14 protein-coding genes and 1 pseudogene are annotated in these 16,268 nt (G+C 70.0%); 8 read left to right on the top strand and 7 right to left on the bottom strand.

The annotated features are described in order from the left end of the window. Positions 1 to 705 precede the first annotated feature (705 nt). The 3 genes from ACI2L1_RS27400 (at position 706) to ACI2L1_RS27390 (ending at position 3,423) form a co-directional block, all read left to right on the top strand. The gene (locus ACI2L1_RS27400) at positions 706 to 1,002 is read left to right on the top strand and encodes a hypothetical protein (protein ID WP_404742025.1); all 297 of its coding nucleotides are present in this window, start codon (positions 706 to 708) and stop codon (positions 1,000 to 1,002) included. A 166-nt stretch (positions 1,003 to 1,168) separates the two neighbouring features. Further along, positions 1,169 to 2,203, top strand: a complete 1,035-nt coding sequence (locus ACI2L1_RS27395) for a phosphotransferase family protein (RefSeq protein ID WP_404742024.1) — start codon at positions 1,169 to 1,171, stop codon at positions 2,201 to 2,203. Positions 2,204 to 2,208: 5 nt separating this feature from the next. Next, positions 2,209 to 3,423, top strand: coding sequence for an acyl-CoA dehydrogenase family protein (locus ACI2L1_RS27390; RefSeq protein ID WP_404742023.1), 1,215 nt, complete (start codon positions 2,209 to 2,211; stop codon positions 3,421 to 3,423). Between the two features lie 62 nt (positions 3,424 to 3,485). Here the strand turns inward: ACI2L1_RS27390 and ACI2L1_RS27385 are convergent, their stop codons facing one another. The 4 genes and pseudogenes from ACI2L1_RS27385 to ACI2L1_RS27370 all read right to left on the bottom strand — a co-directional run bounded on the left by ACI2L1_RS27385 (position 3,486) and on the right by ACI2L1_RS27370 (position 7,138). Next, complete coding sequence (locus tag ACI2L1_RS27385; protein WP_404742022.1) at positions 3,486 to 3,995, bottom strand: hypothetical protein; 510 nt, start codon at positions 3,993 to 3,995, stop codon at positions 3,486 to 3,488. 96 nt (positions 3,996 to 4,091) lie between these two features. Beyond that, positions 4,092 to 4,685, bottom strand: coding sequence for a TetR/AcrR family transcriptional regulator (locus ACI2L1_RS27380; RefSeq protein WP_404742021.1), 594 nt, complete (start codon positions 4,683 to 4,685; stop codon positions 4,092 to 4,094). 26 nt (positions 4,686 to 4,711) lie between these two features. Then, positions 4,712 to 6,380, bottom strand: a pseudogene (locus tag ACI2L1_RS27375) (class I adenylate-forming enzyme family protein). Further along, the gene (locus ACI2L1_RS27370; protein WP_404742020.1) at positions 6,377 to 7,138 is read right to left on the bottom strand and encodes an SDR family oxidoreductase; all 762 of its coding nucleotides are present in this window, start codon (positions 7,136 to 7,138) and stop codon (positions 6,377 to 6,379) included. The pseudogene ACI2L1_RS27375 and the gene ACI2L1_RS27370 overlap by 4 nt, the downstream one beginning before the upstream one ends. 161 nt (positions 7,139 to 7,299) lie before the next feature. Between ACI2L1_RS27370 and ACI2L1_RS27365 the strand changes: the two genes are divergently transcribed. Next, positions 7,300 to 8,532 (top strand): exo-beta-N-acetylmuramidase NamZ domain-containing protein, encoded by a 1,233-nt coding sequence (locus ACI2L1_RS27365; RefSeq protein ID WP_404742019.1) that lies wholly within the window; start codon positions 7,300 to 7,302, stop codon positions 8,530 to 8,532. A 72-nt stretch (positions 8,533 to 8,604) separates the two neighbouring features. Further along, positions 8,605 to 9,918, top strand: a complete 1,314-nt coding sequence (locus ACI2L1_RS27360) for a serine-threonine protein kinase (RefSeq protein ID WP_404742018.1) — start codon at positions 8,605 to 8,607, stop codon at positions 9,916 to 9,918. A 34-nt stretch (positions 9,919 to 9,952) separates the two neighbouring features. Here ACI2L1_RS27360 and ACI2L1_RS27355 read toward each other — a convergent pair whose 3' ends face one another. Beyond that, the gene (locus tag ACI2L1_RS27355) at positions 9,953 to 12,733 is read right to left on the bottom strand and encodes a penicillin acylase family protein (protein WP_404742017.1); all 2,781 of its coding nucleotides are present in this window, start codon (positions 12,731 to 12,733) and stop codon (positions 9,953 to 9,955) included. Between the two features lie 233 nt (positions 12,734 to 12,966). Here ACI2L1_RS27355 and ACI2L1_RS27350 point away from each other — a divergent pair, with 233 nt between their 5' ends. Continuing rightward, on the top strand, positions 12,967 to 13,569 hold the full coding sequence (locus ACI2L1_RS27350; protein ID WP_404742016.1) for a hypothetical protein: 603 nt from the start codon (positions 12,967 to 12,969) through the stop codon (positions 13,567 to 13,569). Between the two features lie 76 nt (positions 13,570 to 13,645). Further along, on the top strand, positions 13,646 to 14,368 hold the full coding sequence (locus tag ACI2L1_RS27345; RefSeq protein WP_404742015.1) for a 3-keto-5-aminohexanoate cleavage protein: 723 nt from the start codon (positions 13,646 to 13,648) through the stop codon (positions 14,366 to 14,368). Here the strand turns inward: ACI2L1_RS27345 and ACI2L1_RS27340 are convergent. Both ACI2L1_RS27340 and soxR read right to left on the bottom strand, forming a co-directional pair. Next, complete coding sequence (locus ACI2L1_RS27340; protein ID WP_404742014.1) at positions 14,314 to 15,045, bottom strand: hypothetical protein; 732 nt, start codon at positions 15,043 to 15,045, stop codon at positions 14,314 to 14,316. The genes ACI2L1_RS27345 and ACI2L1_RS27340 overlap by 55 nt on opposite strands. Before the next feature lie 111 nt (positions 15,046 to 15,156). After that, a complete protein-coding gene (soxR, locus tag ACI2L1_RS27335; RefSeq protein ID WP_404742013.1) occupies positions 15,157 to 15,648 on the bottom strand; it encodes a redox-sensitive transcriptional activator SoxR in 492 nt (163 codons plus the stop codon). A 155-nt stretch (positions 15,649 to 15,803) separates the two neighbouring features. Between soxR and ACI2L1_RS27330 the strand changes: the two genes are divergently transcribed. Next, the gene (locus ACI2L1_RS27330; protein ID WP_404742012.1) at positions 15,804 to 16,265 is read left to right on the top strand and encodes a MaoC family dehydratase; all 462 of its coding nucleotides are present in this window, start codon (positions 15,804 to 15,806) and stop codon (positions 16,263 to 16,265) included. Positions 16,266 to 16,268: the final 3 nt, after the last annotated feature.

Raw genomic sequence — 16,268 nt, 5'->3', positions numbered from 1 at the left:
CCGGGTCGGCCGGGTCGGCCGGGTCGGCCGGGTCGGCCGGGTCGGCCGGGTCGGCCGGGTCGGCCGGGTCGGCCGGGTCGGCCGGGTCGGCCGGGTCGGCCGGGCCACTCTCGGGCACAAGGGCTGCCCAGGCAAGCGCTCACGGGGACACCTGACAGGGCCCGGCCGACGCTCGGGAGCAGGGCCGTCTGACGCTCAGGGCGCCGGGGCCTCCGGGCCAGCATTCAAGGGGCGCGGCAGGGCCAGGCAGGCGCCCAGACAAAAGAGCCGCCAGGCAAGCGCTCAGAGGGAAGCGCGGCACGGCCCGGTGGACGCTCGGGGGCAGAGGCCGTCCGGTCAAACGCTCAGCGCGCCGGGGCCGCCAGGCAAGCGCCCACGGGGCACGGCAGGGCATGGCAGCGTCGGCCCTCGGGAGGTGGCGGCTCGGGGCAGCCCCGATGTTCGGGGCGTCGCGGCGAGCGCGGTGCCGGCGGTCCCGGCGAGCCGTTCCGAGGAGGGGCGGCACCGACCAGCGGCGTGCACCGCGCCGACGGCTCCGGTGGGCGCACGCGCCACCCTCATCGCCGTACCGTCGTCAACAGACACCGCCCGGAGCCCGCTCCCGCACTGGGCGCCCCTGCGCCACGCACACCGAATCGCCCGATATGCACCCCACCCGTGGCAGCCTGTCCGACGTCATCGCCCGTCGCTTCGAAGGTGAGCACCATGACCACCCTCCACCACGAACACGCCTCCCACGCGCACACCCACGGCCCGGACTGCGGTCACACCGAGGTGCCGCACGGGGATCACGTCGACTACGCGCACGACGGGCATCTGCACCGTGCGCACGAGGGCCACTGGGACGAGTGCGAGCCCGGCGGACATGTGTCGCACGAGGGGCACGAGCACCGGCACGGCCAGGACTGCGGGCACGAGAGCGTCCTGCACGGTGATCACGTCGACTACCTCCACGACGGCCACCGGCACGCGGTCCACGAGGGCCACTGGGACGACCACTGATCTGACCGAAAAGCGCCGAGAAGCACCCCCGACAGCTCCCCGTCGCACCGCGCGGGGAGCTGTCGGCCTATCGTGGGCCGGATCACGTTCACCCTCACCCCTGGACGACATACCGACCAGTCGGCATGATGGTCGAGTTACGTCCACGCGCGCGCAAGGAGCCCCGATGAGCCCCGACCATCCACCCGGACTCGATCTCGACCGGCTGCGCGGCCTGCTCGACCGCGAGCGGGCCGACCTGGTGCATGGCCCCCTGACCGGCCGCCTGATCGAGGGCGGACGGTCGAACCTCACGTACGCGGTCTCGGACGGCACGTCGAAGTGGGTCGTACGACGGCCCCCGCTCGGCCACGTCCTCGCCACCGCGCACGACATGAAGCGCGAGCACCGGGTCATCAGCGCCCTGCACCCCACCAGCGTGCCGGTGCCGAACCCGGTCCTGCTGTGCGAGGACGAGGAGGTGCTCGGGTCGCCGTTCTACGTCATGGAGTTCGTCGAGGGCACGCCGTACCGCACCGCCGAACAGCTCGCCCCCCTCGGCGCACAGCGCACCCGCGACGCCGTGCTGTCCCTCGTGGACACCCTCGTCGAACTGCACGCGGTGGACCCGGCGGAGGTAGGGCTCGCGGACTTCGGCCGCCCCGAGGGCTTCCTGGACCGGCAGCTGCGCCGCTGGGGCAAGCAGCTGGACGCCTCCCGCAACCGCGACCTGGCCGGCATCGACGAGCTGCACGCGACGCTCGGCCGCCGTCTGCCCCAGTCCCCCACGGCCACGGTCGTGCACGGCGACTACCGGCTCGACAACGTCCTGATGGGCGACGACGACCGCATCAAGGCGATCCTCGACTGGGAGATGTCGACCCTCGGCGACCCGCTCACCGACCTCGGACTGCTGGTGATGTACAGCATGCCGCTGGGCACGCCCGAGTCCCCGGTCTCCACGACCGCCGAGGCGGCGGGGCACCCGGATCCGGCCGAACTCATCGCGCGCTACGCCGAGCGCTCCGGGCGGGACGTCTCCGCGGTGTCCTGGTACACGGCGTTCGCCTGGTTCAAGCTCGCCGTGATCCTGGAGGGCATCCACTACCGCTACACCCTGGGCCAGACGGTCGGCCGCGGCTTCGACCGCATCGGCGACCTGGTCCCGGTCTTCATCCAGCACGGTCTGACCACTCTTCACGACGGCATTCAGGAAGGCTGAACCGCATGGACTTCGCGTTCGACGCGCGCACCGAGGAGCTGCGCGCCAAGCTGCTCGCCTTCATGGACGAGTACGTCTACCCCGCCGAGGCGGTCGCGGAGGAGCAGCGCGCGCGGCTGGCCTCGCCGTGGGACACCCCGGCGGTGGTGGAGGAGTTGAAGGCCGAGGCGCGCCGCCAGGGCCTGTGGAACCTGTTCCTGCCCGACTCCGAGTACGGCGCCGGGCTGACCAACCTCCAGTACGCCCCGCTCGCCGAGATCACCGGCCGCTCCCCGCAGCTCGCCCCCACCGCGCTGAACTGCGCCGCACCGGACACCGGAAACATGGAAGTCCTGAGCCAGTTCGGTGACGAGCAGAAGAAGAAGCAGTGGCTGGAGCCGCTCCTCGCCGGCGAGATCCGCTCGGCGTTCGCGATGACCGAGCCGGAGGTGGCCTCCTCCGACGCCACCAACATCACGACGTACATCGAACGCGACGGCGATGAATACGTCATCACGGGCCGCAAGTGGTACATCTCCGGTGCGATGAACCCGGACTGCAAGATCTTCATCGTGATGGGCAAGACCGACCCGGACGGCGAGGACATCCGCCGCCAGCAGTCCATGGTGCTGGTCCCCCGCGACACCCCTGGTGTGACCGTCAAGCGGGCCATGAAGGTCTTCGGGTACGAGGACCACTACCACGGCGGCCACGCCGAGGTGATCTTCGACCACGCGCGCGTACCGGCCGCCAACCTGATCGGCGAGGAGGGCAGCGGCTTCGCCATCGCCCAGGCCCGCCTCGGCCCGGGGCGTATCCACCACTGCATGCGGCTGATCGGCATGGCCGAGCGGGCGATCGAGTTGATGTGCCGCCGCGCGGTCTCCCGGAACGCGTTCGGCAAGGCGCTGGCCCAGCAGGGCGTGGTCCACAACTGGATCGCCGACGCGCGCGTGACCGTGGAGCAGCTGCGGCTGCTGGTGCTGAAGACGGCCTGGCTGATGGACACGGTCGGCAACCGGGGCGCTCACACCGAGATCCAGTCCATCAAGATCGCCACGCCCCGCGCGGTCGTCGACATCATCGACCGGGCCATCCAGCTGCACGGCGCGGGCGGTGTCAGCCAGGACTTCCCGCTGGCCGAGCTCTACGCCGGCGCCCGCACCCTGATGATCGCGGACGGCCCGGACGAGGTGCACCAGCGGTCGCTGGCCCGGCGCGAGCTGAAGAAGTACGTCTGAGCAATACCTCAGCCCCCGCCGCATCCGTAGAAACATCGGAAATTCTGCACCATCGACCACGATTATCCGATAACATCTTGGATTTTGCGCATCTCCCATTCAAGGTGTCTTCGACCCGGGGGGATGCGCATGGCCGAATCCGTACAGGAAGCATTGTCGCGCCTGGTGGTCGGGCAGGATCGAGCAATCAATGCGCTGAGTCGACGCATAGACATGCATTTCGCCTGGACCAGTGCACCGGATCCTCTGCACCGGCCGCCCAGGGCCGTCTCCCACCTGTCGTAGGAGACGCTCACGCGCGGCGCCAACTGGTCCAGCCGAGTCTTCACCGCCTCGGAGTAGGCGTTCTCGGCGTTGGTGCAGTCCGTGCGCATCTGTGCTATATGCTCCTGGCCGGCCTTGAAGACGGCCCAGGTGAAGACCACGAAGGCCACGTTGGCGCCGGCCACCACGGTGTTCACCAGGTCTGCGGCCAGATCGCCCTCGCGCAGGGTCAACACGGCGACCCCCAGCAGCACCAGGGACAGGACCGCCAACGCGAAGGCCCAGCGGGTGACCGTGCGCTGCCACACCTCGGGATCGGTCGAACCTCCCCCAGGGCCCGCCGGGCCCGACCCAGACACCATCGAACCATCGTGACCGGTTTGTCCGAGCCCCCGCAAGGGCGCCTACGGCCGCAGAGCCCTCAACAACAGGTCCGCCAGGTGGTCGGCCACCTCCTGCGGGCTCATCGGGCCGTCCGGGCGGTACCAGGTCGACAGGTGGTGGACGGAGCCGAAGTGGTAGTCCACCACCAGGTCGGCCGGGGTCGCCGTCGAGAAGACGCCCGCCTCCTGGCCCTCCTCGATGAGCGCGCGGAAGCGCTCGTGGTACTTCCGCCGCTCGGCACGCACCTGCTTGTTCTTCTCGGGGCTCAGGTGGTGCATCGAGCGGAAGAAGATCGCCGCGTCGTCGAGGTTGTCGATCGTGGTGACCACGACGTCGGCGGCCACGGCCCGAAGGCGCTTCTCGATCGGCTCGTCGGTGTTCGCCAGCGCGTCGAGGCGCTCCTGCTGAACGCGCAGCACGCGCGCGTACACCTCGTGCAGGAGGTCGTCCTTGGAGCCGAAGTAGTGGTACAGCGCCCCCTTGGTGACGCCGGCCGCCTCGACGATCTCCTGCACGGAGGTGCGGTCGTAGCCCTGCTCGGCGAAGAGTCGGGTGGCGGCGGCCAGCAGCCGCTGCGGGACGGGCGTACCGTCACCGTCCGTCGTCCTGGGCACTGTGCCGCCACCTGCCTTCCGAGAGGTCATTCGCTGTTGTGCGGTTGGGAACGCAGTTCCCGACGGAGGATCTTCCCACTGGCCGTCTTCGGCAAGTCGGGCAGGATCTCCACCTGCCGCGGGTATTTGTAAGCGGCCAGTCTCTCCTTGCAGTACGCGGCGAGCGCATCGGGGTCGGTTTCGGCACCCGGACGGAGGCTGATGTACGCCTTGACGGTCTCCCCGCGGTACCCGTCGGGCACCCCCACGACGGCCGCCTCGCGCACCGCCGGATGCGTGTACAGCACGTCCTCGACCTCACGCGGCCACACCTTGAAGCCGGAAGCGTTGATCATGTCCTTCTTGCGGTCCACGACGTACAGCCAGCCCTGCGGGTCCATGAACCCGATGTCACCCGTACGCAGCTCACCGCCCGGGAAGGTCTCGGCGGTCGCGTCGGGGCGGCCCCAGTAGCCGGGCACGACCTGGGGGCCGCGGACGACGATCTCGCCCTGTTCGCCGAAGGGGACCTCGGCGCCCTGTTCGTCGACGATCCGTACGACCGTGTCCGGCCCCGGCACGCCCACGGCGAGCGTCCCGGACACGGGGTCGACGGGCGCCTCCCGCCCGGGTGGCACAGAGGCACAGGGCGCGGTGCACTCGGTCAGCCCGTAGCCGTTGCGGATGTACGGCCCGAACCCGGCCCGGAACTTCTCCACCAGGGCGGGCGGCAGCGGTGCCCCGCCGGAGGAGATGTTGGCGAAGGAGGAGAAGTGCTCGCGGGTCACGTCCGGGTGGGCGGCCAGCGCCATGAAAGCGGTCGAGGGGCCGACCGTGTAGTGCGGCCGGTGCTCCGCGAACGCCTCCAGGACCACGCCCGCCTCGAACCGGTACGTCAGCACCAGCGTGCCCACACTGTTCAGACACGCCCCGAGCTGACAGACCATCCCGGTGATGTGGAACAGCGGAGCCAGCGCGTAGTACACGGGTGCCTCGGGCAGCGCGAGCCCGGTCCGCTGCCGCTCGGCGTTGTACATGATGTTGCCGTGCGTGTTGGTGGCGCCCTTGGGCGTGCCGCTGGTGCCGGAGGTGTAGCTGATCAGCGCGATGTCGTCCGGCCGGAGCTCCCGCCCTTCGGGCGCCTTGTGCCCCGCTCGCGCGACGGCGACCAGGTCGTCGGCGTCGGGGGCCTGCGGTGCCCGCTCGAAGGTGAGCACGCGCGCGTCGCCGCGAGTCTGGTAGTCCAGCTCACACCCGGTCAGGACGATCCTCACCGGCGACTCGGCCGTCGCCTCGCGCAGATACGTCTCCCAGGCCCGGTCGGAACAGATCAGCGCGGCCACCTCGCCGTCCCGCAGCACATGCCCGACCTCCCCGGACTTGTACATGGGGTTTGACGGGCACGACGGTCGCGCCGGCCTTCCAGGCGCCCAGCAGCGCGAGCACGAAGAGCGGCGAGTTCTGGAGCAGGATCGCCACCCGGTCCCCGCGCTCGACGCCGCGATCGGCGAGATGCCCGGCGACGGAATCGCTCAGCTCGTCGACCTCGCGGTAGCCGAGCCGTCCGTCGAAGTAGGCGAGGAAGGGCCGCTCCGGCGCCTCGGCGACGGCCCGCCGCAGGGCATGCACGAGCGAGTCGACGGGCTCGATCGGACCCCGTTGGACCTCGTTGAGCAACGCCACCCAGGGCTTCGCCGCGTAACCGGATTCCGTCACCGCATGTCCTCCCACTTCTGCTGGATGTGGTTCATCCCGGCCAGCCACCGGTCGGGCCGGGCGGCCCGCGCCTCGTAGTACTCGGCGACCTCCGGGTGCGGCAGGATCAGGAACCGATCCTCCTCGATCCCCCGGAACAACGCCTCGGCCACATCCTCCGGTTCCAGGGCGGTTGGCCTGAGCACCAGGTCCCCCGCGCTCCCGGTGGCGTCGAGCATGTCGGTCCGGACCCCCTGCGGACAGATCGCGTGCGCCTTGATCCCCCGGTGCCGGTACGTCAGCGACAAATACTCGGCGAAGGCGAGCGCCCCGTGCTTGGTGACGGCGTAAGGGGCGGCCCCGATCATGGTGAGCAGCCCGGCGGCGGAAACGGTCGACACGAAGCGCCCGCTCCCCCGCTCCAGCCACGCCGGAAGCAGCGCGTGCGCGGCCCGGACATGCGCCATGACGTTGACGTCCCAGGAGGTCGCCCAGGCGTTCTCGTCGAGCGACTCGCCACCGAAGGCAACCCCGGCATTGGCGCAGTAGACGTCGACGGTCCCGCCCAGAGCGTCAACCGCATCAGGGACGACCGAGGAGGCGTCCCCCGCAACGGCGATCCCCCCGATCTCCTCGGCCACAGCCTTCGCCCGCCCGGCATCAAGATCATTGACAACGACCCGAGCCCCCTCGGCAGCAAACCGCCGGGCCAACGCAGCCCCGATGCCACCTCCCGCTCCGGTAACGACCACTCCGGCATCCTGTAGGGCTCCCACCATCGGTCTCCTTCGACTCCGGCTCGACTGCAGGCCCAGACTAACCGGTCGGTATGTTGAAAGGAAGGTCGAAGGAAGCCCACCCAGGGGCGCGGGGACCTGCGCGACAAGCCACAGACGACCCGCACCTTCAACACAACCCGCGGGAGCCATACGGTGCCCCCATGCGCCTATCCAGACGAACCCTGCTGACAGCAGCAACGGCAACGGCGTCACTCACCTCCGCACCTCCGGCCTCCGCCACAGCGCGCCGCAGGCGAACCGGTTTCGAGAACCTCGCCGCATCCCGCTACGAACAACTCCGCGGCCAGCGCGTCGGCATCGTCACCAACCCCACCGGCATCACCCGCAACGTCCACCACATCGTTGACGTGATGCACACCGACCCCCGCGTGAACCTCACCGCCGTCTTCGGCCCGGAACACGGCTTCCGAGGCACCGCCCAGGCAGGAGGCTCGGAGGGCCGCTACGACGACCCCGCGACGGGCCTCCCCGTCTACGACACCTACCTGAAGAGCGGCCAAGCCCTCGCCGACATCTTCACCACCTCCGCCGTGGACACGATCGTCTTCGACATCCAGGACGTCGGCGCACGCTTCTACACCTACATCTGGACCCTGTACGACTGCATGGAGGCGGCCCAGCTCGCCGGCAAACGCTTCGTCGTCCTGGACCGCCCGAACCCCGTCACCGGCCGCGCCGCCCAAGGGCCCGTCCTGCACAAGGAGTTCGCGACCTTCGTGGGCAGGCAGCCCATCTCCCAGGCACACGGAATGACCGTCGCCGAACTCGCCCGTCTCTTCAACGGCGAGTTCCTCACCGCCCCGGTCCCCCTCGACACGGTCCTGATGACCGGCTGGAAGCGCGACGAGTTCTACGACGTCTGGGACCTCCCCTGGGTGCCGCCGAGCCCGAACATGCCGACCCCCGACACGGCACTCGTGTACTCCGGCACCTGTCTCTTCGAGGGCACCAACCTCTCCGAGGGTCGCGGCACCACCCGCCCCTTCGAACTGCTCGGCGCCGAGGGCATCGACGGCCGCTGGGCAGCCGCCGCGAACGAACTGCACCTCCCCGGCGTGCACTTCAGGGAGGCCTACTTCGCCCCCACGTTCTCCAAGTTCCAGGGCAGGACGATCGGCGGGGTGCAGCTCCACGTCCACGACAAGGCCGCGTACGACCCCGTCCGCACCGGCATCGCCCTGCTCGTGACCGCCAGGCAGACCTGGTCCGGCTTTGCCTGGCGCTCCGACAACTGGATCGACAAGCTCACCGGCTCCACTCGGGTGCGCACGATGATCGACGCCGGTGCGAGCACCGGCGAGGTCGTGGCCGGCTGGCAGGAGGAGCTGACGGCGTTCCGGCGGATTCGAAAGAATTACCTCCTCTACAGATGAGCCATGACGTATGGCCAACTTCGCCCGGCAGTAGGACGATGCGCACCACTACGGGGGACTAGGGGGCCCGTCATGGCGGATCCGGCGATGAGTGTGACGCCGTACTGGGAGCTGACGTTCGACGCGGACGGGGACCCGGACACCGGCCGGCGCGACCGGCTGCTGGCGGAGGTGGTGAGCCGCGGGGTCAAGGACCTGGTCGTCTTCTCGCACGGCTGGAACAGCGACCGCTCGGGGGCGACCCGGCTCTACAGCCGCTTCTTCGAGCCGTTCCCGGAGCTCGCCCCGGCGGCGAAGCTCGGGTACGTGGGGGTCGTATGGCCGTCGATGCGGTTCTCGGACGAGCCGATCCCGGACTTCCCGCGCTCGGTGGCCGCCGAGATGCCGCCGCGTCCGGTGCTGGACAAGGACACCCGGCACGCGCTCCTGGAGACCTTCCCCGGACGGGCCACGGTGATCGACCAGTTGGCCCGGCTGCTGGACCAGCAGCCGCGGGAAGAGGCCGAGTTGGAGGAGTTCGGGCGGCTGGTGCGGATGCTGGTGGACGTCGTGCCACCGGGGCCGCAGGCGTTGTTCGCGGCGGACATCCTCGCCGAGGGTGTGCCGCAGGACGAGCCGGAGATCTTCGCCGGGTCCGCGACGACGGTGTGCGAGGAGTTCGCGCGGGCCCTGGCGCATCTCGAATCCCCGGGCCGGGCTGAGGGGTTCGCGATCCCCAACCCCTGGGACGGGGCGCACGAACTGCTGCGGCAGGGGACGTACTACGCGATGAAGCGGCGCGCGGGAACCGTCGGCGAGCGAGGGCTCGGCCGGGTGATCGGGCAGCTGGCGAAGGCGGCGCCCGGGGTGCGGGTGCACCTCGTGGGGCACAGCTTCGGCGGGCGACTGGTGTCGTTCGCGCTGCGTGGGCTGCCGGAGGGCGTGCGGACCGTCAAGTCCGTCACCCTGCTCCAAGGGGCCTTCTCCCACTACGCGTTCACGACGCGGCTGCCGCACGACACGCGCGCAGGCGGTGTGCTCCAGGGACAGCAGAACCGGGTCGACGGTCCGCTCGTCTGCTGCTACTCCAGCCATGACTCGGCGCTCGGCACGCTGTATCCGCTGGCGTCACGCATGGCGGGTGACGCGCAAGGGGTCGCGGCCTTCGACATCGGCCGGACGCTGGGCCCCAAGTGGGGCGCGATGGGGCACGACGGGGTGCAGGCCGTCCCGGGCACGCCGTCCCTGAAGCTCGGCGAAGCCCTCAGGAAGCTGCCGGTGAAGGGCTGCGTGAACGTCGACGCGGCGGCCGTCGTCAAGCGCGGCGGACCGCCCTCCGGCGCCCACAGCGACATCGTCCACCGCGAACTGGCCCAACTGGTGCTGGCGGCGGGCCGTATCCACTGACCCGCCGCCAACCGCCGTACGCCTACCGGTACTTCTATCGGTGCGAGGTGAACTCCACCACCTGCTGGAAGGTCGGTCGGTTCTGCCAGCTGATGTTGGAGTGCTTGATGCCGCCCAGGGTGCGCTGGACGATCGAGTCGGCGCACCACTGGTCGCCCGCCGAGCACAGGTCGTCGCCGGGGTAGACCTGGGCCGCGGTCTTGCCGGCCGCGGTCTTCAGGGTGCTGATCAGGATGTCCCGGCAGGCGCTGAGGGTGCCGCCGCCGCAGTACTTGTTCGCCAGCGGTCCCTGTACGGTCTCACCGAGCACCGCGCGGATGTCCTTGTCGACATAGCTCCACCAGCCGAACTGGAAGGAGCTGCCCGCGTGGGCGCCGGTCGGGCCGTGTGCGGCGGACGGGGACTCGTCGACCGACAGGTTGCTGGTGAAGGCGGTGTACAGGTCGCTGCCGAGGCCCGGCGAGAACTCCGCCTGCACCAGCAGCGGCCACCACGCGTCCAGGATGCGGATCGCGTCGGCGTTGGCGTACGTCTTCGAGCCCGCCGACGTCTCGGTGCGCTTGCCGCCCGCGGTGAGCCACGTCTGGAGCTTGCTGACGGCGGCCGCGGCCGTGGAGTCGGTGACCGTGGAGCTGTTGACCACCTTCAGCAAGTCCGGGAGCACGTCCTCGGCACGCAGGTCGGTCAGGGAGGCGTCGGCCATGGCCTTGACCAGCGAGGCCCGGGTGACCCCGCCCGCGGCGACCAGTTTCTTCACCCGGTCCTCCAGGAGGTTGCCGCGGTGCACGGAACCGTCGCCCCAGGAGGCCGTCGAGTAGTCGAGCGCCTGCTTGTTGTTCCAGGAGATGTAGTAGTCCTGGTCGATGGAGTTGGGGTGCGCGGAGGCCGCGGTGTAGTCGGCGGCGTTGGTGGTCGGGTCCCAGTTCTTCCAGTCGTACGCCGCCTGCGCCCACACCGGGAACTCGGCGTCGACGCCGCTCGCCCGCACCGGGTTGTCGCCGCTGTTGTAGTACGCGGTGTGCGTGGAGTCGGCGTAGAACCAGTTGAAGGTGTAGTTGATGTGCTGCACCGCGCTCTGGAAGGTCTGCGGGCTCTTGACGTAGTCCGGGTCGTTCAGCATCTGGAAGCCGATGATCGAGTCGGCCTCGCGCATGTAGGAGGAGCGCAGGGTGGTGTAGGCGACCTTCTTGCCGCCGACGGTCGCGCGGTACTCGACGGGGCCGTACTTCGTCTTCCAGACTCTCATCGTGTACGACCCAGCGGCGGTGCCGTCGGCCGTGGTCGGGGTCCAGGAGTTCTTCTGCTCGATCTTCTCCATGGCCGTACAGGTGCCGTGGTACAGGTAGTGGTAGTCGTCCTGGCACAGCTCGACGGCGTAGGTGTCGATGATGTCCTGGCCGGAGGTCGTGGCGGACCACGCGTAGTCCTGGCCGCGGCCGAGCTCGACGTACATGCTCAGGCCCGCGAAGGAGGCGCCGCGGGCGCTGATGCCCGGGCCCTGGATCTCCTGGAGCATGAGCAGCTGGGGTGCGAAGTAGCCGGTCTGCGGGCCGAAGACGGCGACCGGGTGGCCGCTGGCGGTGTACTTGCCGCTCACCACAAGGGCGTTGGACATACCGCGCCTGGCCGAGGTCAGGGCGTTCGCGGTCGCCGTGGCGGAGGCTTCCGAGGCGCTCTGGTCGGCGCCGGTGCCCGTGGCGTCGTAGACCAGCGGCTCGGTGCTCACCGTACCGGCGTCCGGCAGCGCCTCGCCCTGGGCGTCGGCGGGCTTGGTGGCGTACGGGAAGCTCTCGCCGTTGTGGACGGTGAGGGCGGCCTCGGGGTCGTTGCGCTCACGGAAGGACTCCCAGACCTCCGTGCCCTTCGTCACGCCGTACTGCTCCTGCGCGGCGAGCAGCGAGATCGCGTTGTTGACCTCGCCGCCGCCCCCGGAGCCGAAGAGGGCGCCGATGACGGAGGCCAGCGCGACCAGGTCGGTGAGCTTGAAGTGGTCGATGGTGCCGGCGTTGGTGACGGAGTCCTTGTGGCCGGTCAGGACGTACTCGCCGGGGAAGTAACGGCCGCTGTCGGAGGCGTCGATGTAGGCGTTGATGCCCGCTATGTAGGCGTTTGCGTCGGCGAGGGCCGTCTGGCCGCGGGTACCGGCGTTCGCGACGGCGTTGTCGATCTGGGCCTGCAGGTCGGCCTCGGAGTAGGGCGCGTTGCGCCAGAACTCCTGCTCCAGGCCCTGGTTGGAGGAGGCGCCGCCCGCGAAGGCGGTCAGTTGGCCGCGGCCGACGTGGCGGAAGACGTCCATGAGCCACAGCCGGTCCTGGGCGGCCGCATAGCCCGCCCCGAACTCCGTGCCGTATCTGGTGGTACCGGTGATGTGCGGTACGCCCGTCTTCTTGTCACGGACGATCGTCACGTCGCTGCGGCCGGCCGGGCTCAGGGTGGAGGCGACTTGATCGGATGCGACCCCGAAAGACGCGTCGTTGAAGAACGTGTTGATCGTGGAATTGGTGAGCGTGGAGTAGCCCTTGGCCAGGTTGGCGTAGGGGCCGAGCTGGTCCTCAGCGTGGTCGGGCTGGGTACCGAAGGCCTGGTTGAGGAGGATCTGCGCGAGGGTCGCGTTGCCGTTCTCGCCGGGCGGCAGGATGTCGGAGCACTGGCCGCCGCAGTAGTCGTTGGAGGCCGCAGCCGTGGCGGTGGACTGAGCAAGCGGGGACAAAAGACCCGCAACCAGGACGCATATGGATGCCGACTTCAGGAACCCGGAGAGTCTTCCGGGAGTTCTCAGTCTGTCAAGGAGGTTACGCGAGGTGCGCCGTGCCATGGCTGCTCCAACCGACGGGGGTGTGCCGGGACGTTACCGCCGGTATCCCCGGGATTGAAGATGAACATGCGTCAAGTTTTGGCAGGGGTGCAGGGACTTATGGAGGGCATCGGAAATCGGATGGAGCCAAATCGCTTGTCGATACGTCTATTCGGCAACGTCGTGCGAAAAGTCCGTACGACGACGCCGAAGTGACCGAAGTACAGGTGCAGGTGTGACGGAGGTGCAGGGCGATGGCCGGTTTCCGGAGTCTGGCGAGACAGGTGCGAGACCCACGGTGCGATCTGGCGCTTCGGCGCTACTCGCTGCGCAAGTGCCTTGAGCGGTTCGCTCCTTACGGACACAGGGCGACCTGGGACCACTTGTGCTCCCGGGCGGGATTCGGTCCGGAGGACCGCTCCCCCGACCCAGCGCGGCTCGTGGCCGCACTGGAGGAGTTGGAGGAGGCGCGTTCGGTCTGGCTGGCCTACGAGGTCGAGTTCGCCGAGCGACGCAAGAAGGAGAAGCACGACGGGTTGCGCAGGCCGGGCAGTGTGGACGACTGGCACCGGCTGACCTGGGGCGGTTTCGGAGTCGCATGGTGCGACGACCCCCGGGTGCACCCCGATGAATCGCTGGCCGAGGTGCTGCGTCGGCTGATCTCCGCGCTGGAGCGCGAGCCGGGTGCGGTGTGCCCGGCGTGCGACGGGGAGCGGCTCGTCTGGAAGTACGAACTCGACCACGAACCCTCGACGGGTCCGGTCTGCACGGAGTGCGGAATCCTGGTACCGCGGCCCGTGCTCACGCCCGAGGCCCTGGCGGACGCCAGGCGCGGACGGTTGCTCGTGTCGGCCTAGAGCGAATGAGCGCGCCGGGGGTGCGCCGGGGATGCCGTACCCCCTGTTTGTCGGTGCCGCCTGGCACCATCGAGGAATGGTGCAGGTGTGTCTGAACGGCCCGCGCGGGGCCGCGGACGGGGCGGCGGTGCCGCTGACTCCGTCGGCGATGGCCGAGTCGGCGGCCGAGGCCGTGGCGGCGGGCGCCACGGACATCCACGTCCATCCCAAGACGCCCTGCGGGCAGGACAGTCTGTCGCCGCGGGTGGTCGCGGCGACACTGGAGGCGATCCGCGCCCGGGTGTCCGTTCCGGTCGGCGTGACCACGGGCGCCTGGGCGGAACCGCATCCCGCGGCTCGGTCGGCTCGTATCCGGGGCTGGACCGTGCTGCCCGACCACGCCTCGGTCAACTGGCATGAGCCGGGTGCCGAGGAGGTGGCCGCCGCGTTGCTCGACCTGGGGGTCGGTGTGGAGGCCGGCATCTGGTCGGGGACGGACGCGGCGGCGCGGTTCGCGGTGTCGCCGCTCGGCCCGAAGGTGCTGCGTGTCCTCGCGGAGGTGACGGACACGGACGCACCCGAGGCGTCCGCGCACTCGCTCCTCGCCGAGCTGGGCCCGGCCCACGGTCGCCCCGTGCTGCTGCATGGCGAGGACGGCGGTGCCTGGCCGGTGCTGCGGCTGGCCGGACGCCTGGGGCTCGCGACCCGGGTGGGCCTGGAGGACACGCTGTTCCTGCCGGACGGCCGACGCGCCGTGTCCAATGCTCAGTTGGTGGCCGGGGCGTCGGCCCAGTACGGATGCGACCAGCGCTCGTCGTAGGTCAGGCCCAGGAGTTCCGCGCGGATCGCCAGGTGGGGCTGGTCCTGGCCACGGAGACGGTCGGGGGCGTGGCGGGAGAGCCAGGACCGCAGTTCGGGCACGGCCGCCGCCTCGCCGTGGAGGAACCAGCCGAACGGCGAGTCGTCGACGAGCAGTTTCTCCAGCCACCAGTCGACGCACTGGGCGAGCTGCGCGTCGGCGCCCGGGTTCGGGTGCCAGCGGTCGAGCAGCGGGATGACCGAGCGCAGGACGGAGGCGCACAGCTCGAAGATCTCCACGATCCGGTACGGCGGTTGCGGCATCGTGAGGACGTCCCGCCACCAGGCGAGCAGGAACGCCTCCACGGGGGTGGACTGCTCGGCGGGCCAGGAGCGCCAGTCGACGACGGCGAGTCCGTGGAAGCCGAGGCCGAGCGGTTCCATCTCCCCGGCGACCAACGCCCGCGCACCCTGCGGCAGCAGGCGGCGCATCGCGGCGGCCTGGTCGTCGAAGTGGTCGGACACCTCGAAGGTGTACCTCCGCAGCACGTCCGTCGGGACCCGGGTGTACGGCGTGCGCAGGTACGCGGCCTCCTCGGGGAGATGACAGACCCCGCAGGCCCGCTCGCCCGGGCTTGTGCAACCGTTGAAGACCGTGTCGATGTCGGCGAGGGCGGCGTCAAGTGCCGGTACCACCATGGGAGTTGATCCCGTCAGGACTCCGGTCGCGTTGTCGCCACCGGCCGAAGATCGCGACGACACCAGGCGCCGGCCGGCGGACACCAGCGGTTTCCGTCGCCCTCTCTCCTTTCACCCCGGCCCGCAACCGCCGTTGCGCCGGCCTCCTCCCCGTTCCACCATCAGGCGCGAACCCGTCATGCGGTCGCCGAAGACGTCGTCCGGGTTGGAGAGGACACAGGTGTCGAGGGAGAGGCAGCCGCAGCCGATGCAGTCGGTGAGGTGGTCACGGAGACGGTTCAACTGCTTGATGCGTTCGTCGAGTTCGGAGCGCCAGGCCTCGGAGAGGCGGGCCCAGTCGTCGCGGGTGGGAGTGCGTTCCTCAGGGAGTTCGGAGAGGGCCTCGCGGATCGTGGCCAGCGGGATGCCGACGCGCTGGGCGGCCCGGACGAACGCGACCCGGCGCAGGGCGTCACGGGAGTAGCGGCGCTGGTTGCCCGCGGTGCGGCGGCTGCTGATCAGACCCTTGGACTCGTAGAAGTGCAGGGCGGAGACGGCGGCGCCGCTGCGGGCGGCGAGCTGGCCGACCGTGAGCTCATGGATCTTCTCGGGAATCTGGGGCACCCCTCGAACCCTACCGATGCCCTCGCCCGGGGCCGATCGGCCCCGGCAGCCCCCGTCGCCGTGGGCCCGCCACCACCCGCCGTCCGTTGACATGGACTTCCCGGCCGACCATGCTAAGCAGTCGCTTAGACATTACATGGCGAGGAGGCCGGGACATGGCAGAGCCGAGGATCTTCACGGGCGCCGACGATCTGAAGGCGGCGGTGGGCGAGCAGTTGGGGTACACCGACTGGCTGGAGGTCGACCAGAAGCGCATCGACCTGTTCGCAGAGGCCACGGGTGACCACCAGTGGATCCACGTCGACCCGGAGAAGGCCGCGGCGGGCCCCTTCGGCACCACCATCGCGCACGGCTATCTCACCCTCTCCCTGCTGCCGCTCTTCGGCCCGCAGCTGCTCAAGGTCGAGGGCGTGAAGATGGGCGTCAACTACGGGACGAACAAGGTGCGTTTCCCCGCGCCCGTACCCGTCGGCTCCCGTCTGCGCGCCACCGCCACGATCAAGGCCGTCGACGACGTGGCGGGCGGCGTCCAGGTCACCGTCGCCTTCAGCGTGGAGCGCGAGGGCGGGGACAAGCCGGTGTGCGTGGCCGAGTCGGTCTCCCGCTACTACCTCTGAGCG

Source organism: Streptomyces sp. NPDC019531, from assembly GCF_044903305.1.
GTDB lineage: Bacteria > Actinomycetota > Actinomycetes > Streptomycetales > Streptomycetaceae > Streptomyces.
Note: the sequence above shows the minus strand (reverse complement) of the source record. Positions and strands in the feature narration are given on the sequence as shown.

What these genes read in the sequence shown, in the direction of transcription:
- ACI2L1_RS27390 (WP_404742023.1), top strand. Translation starts at nt 2,209, where the DNA reads ATGGACTTCGCGTTCGACGCGCGCACCGAGGAGCTGCGCGCCAAGCTG.
- ACI2L1_RS27395 (WP_404742024.1), top strand. Translation starts at nt 1,169, where the DNA reads ATGAGCCCCGACCATCCACCCGGACTCGATCTCGACCGGCTGCGCGGC.
- ACI2L1_RS27340 (WP_404742014.1), bottom strand. Translation starts at nt 15,045, where the DNA reads ATGGTGGTACCGGCACTTGACGCCGCCCTCGCCGACATCGACACGGTC.
- ACI2L1_RS27365 (WP_404742019.1), top strand. Translation starts at nt 7,300, where the DNA reads ATGCGCCTATCCAGACGAACCCTGCTGACAGCAGCAACGGCAACGGCG.
- ACI2L1_RS27345 (WP_404742015.1), top strand. Translation starts at nt 13,646, where the DNA reads ATGGTGCAGGTGTGTCTGAACGGCCCGCGCGGGGCCGCGGACGGGGCG.
- ACI2L1_RS27360 (WP_404742018.1), top strand. Translation starts at nt 8,605, where the DNA reads ATGGCGGATCCGGCGATGAGTGTGACGCCGTACTGGGAGCTGACGTTC.
- ACI2L1_RS27355 (WP_404742017.1), bottom strand. Translation starts at nt 12,733, where the DNA reads ATGGCACGGCGCACCTCGCGTAACCTCCTTGACAGACTGAGAACTCCC.
- ACI2L1_RS27330 (WP_404742012.1), top strand. Translation starts at nt 15,804, where the DNA reads ATGGCAGAGCCGAGGATCTTCACGGGCGCCGACGATCTGAAGGCGGCG.
- ACI2L1_RS27370 (WP_404742020.1), bottom strand. Translation starts at nt 7,138, where the DNA reads ATGGTGGGAGCCCTACAGGATGCCGGAGTGGTCGTTACCGGAGCGGGA.
- ACI2L1_RS27400 (WP_404742025.1), top strand. Translation starts at nt 706, where the DNA reads ATGACCACCCTCCACCACGAACACGCCTCCCACGCGCACACCCACGGC.
- ACI2L1_RS27350 (WP_404742016.1), top strand. Translation starts at nt 12,967, where the DNA reads ATGGCCGGTTTCCGGAGTCTGGCGAGACAGGTGCGAGACCCACGGTGC.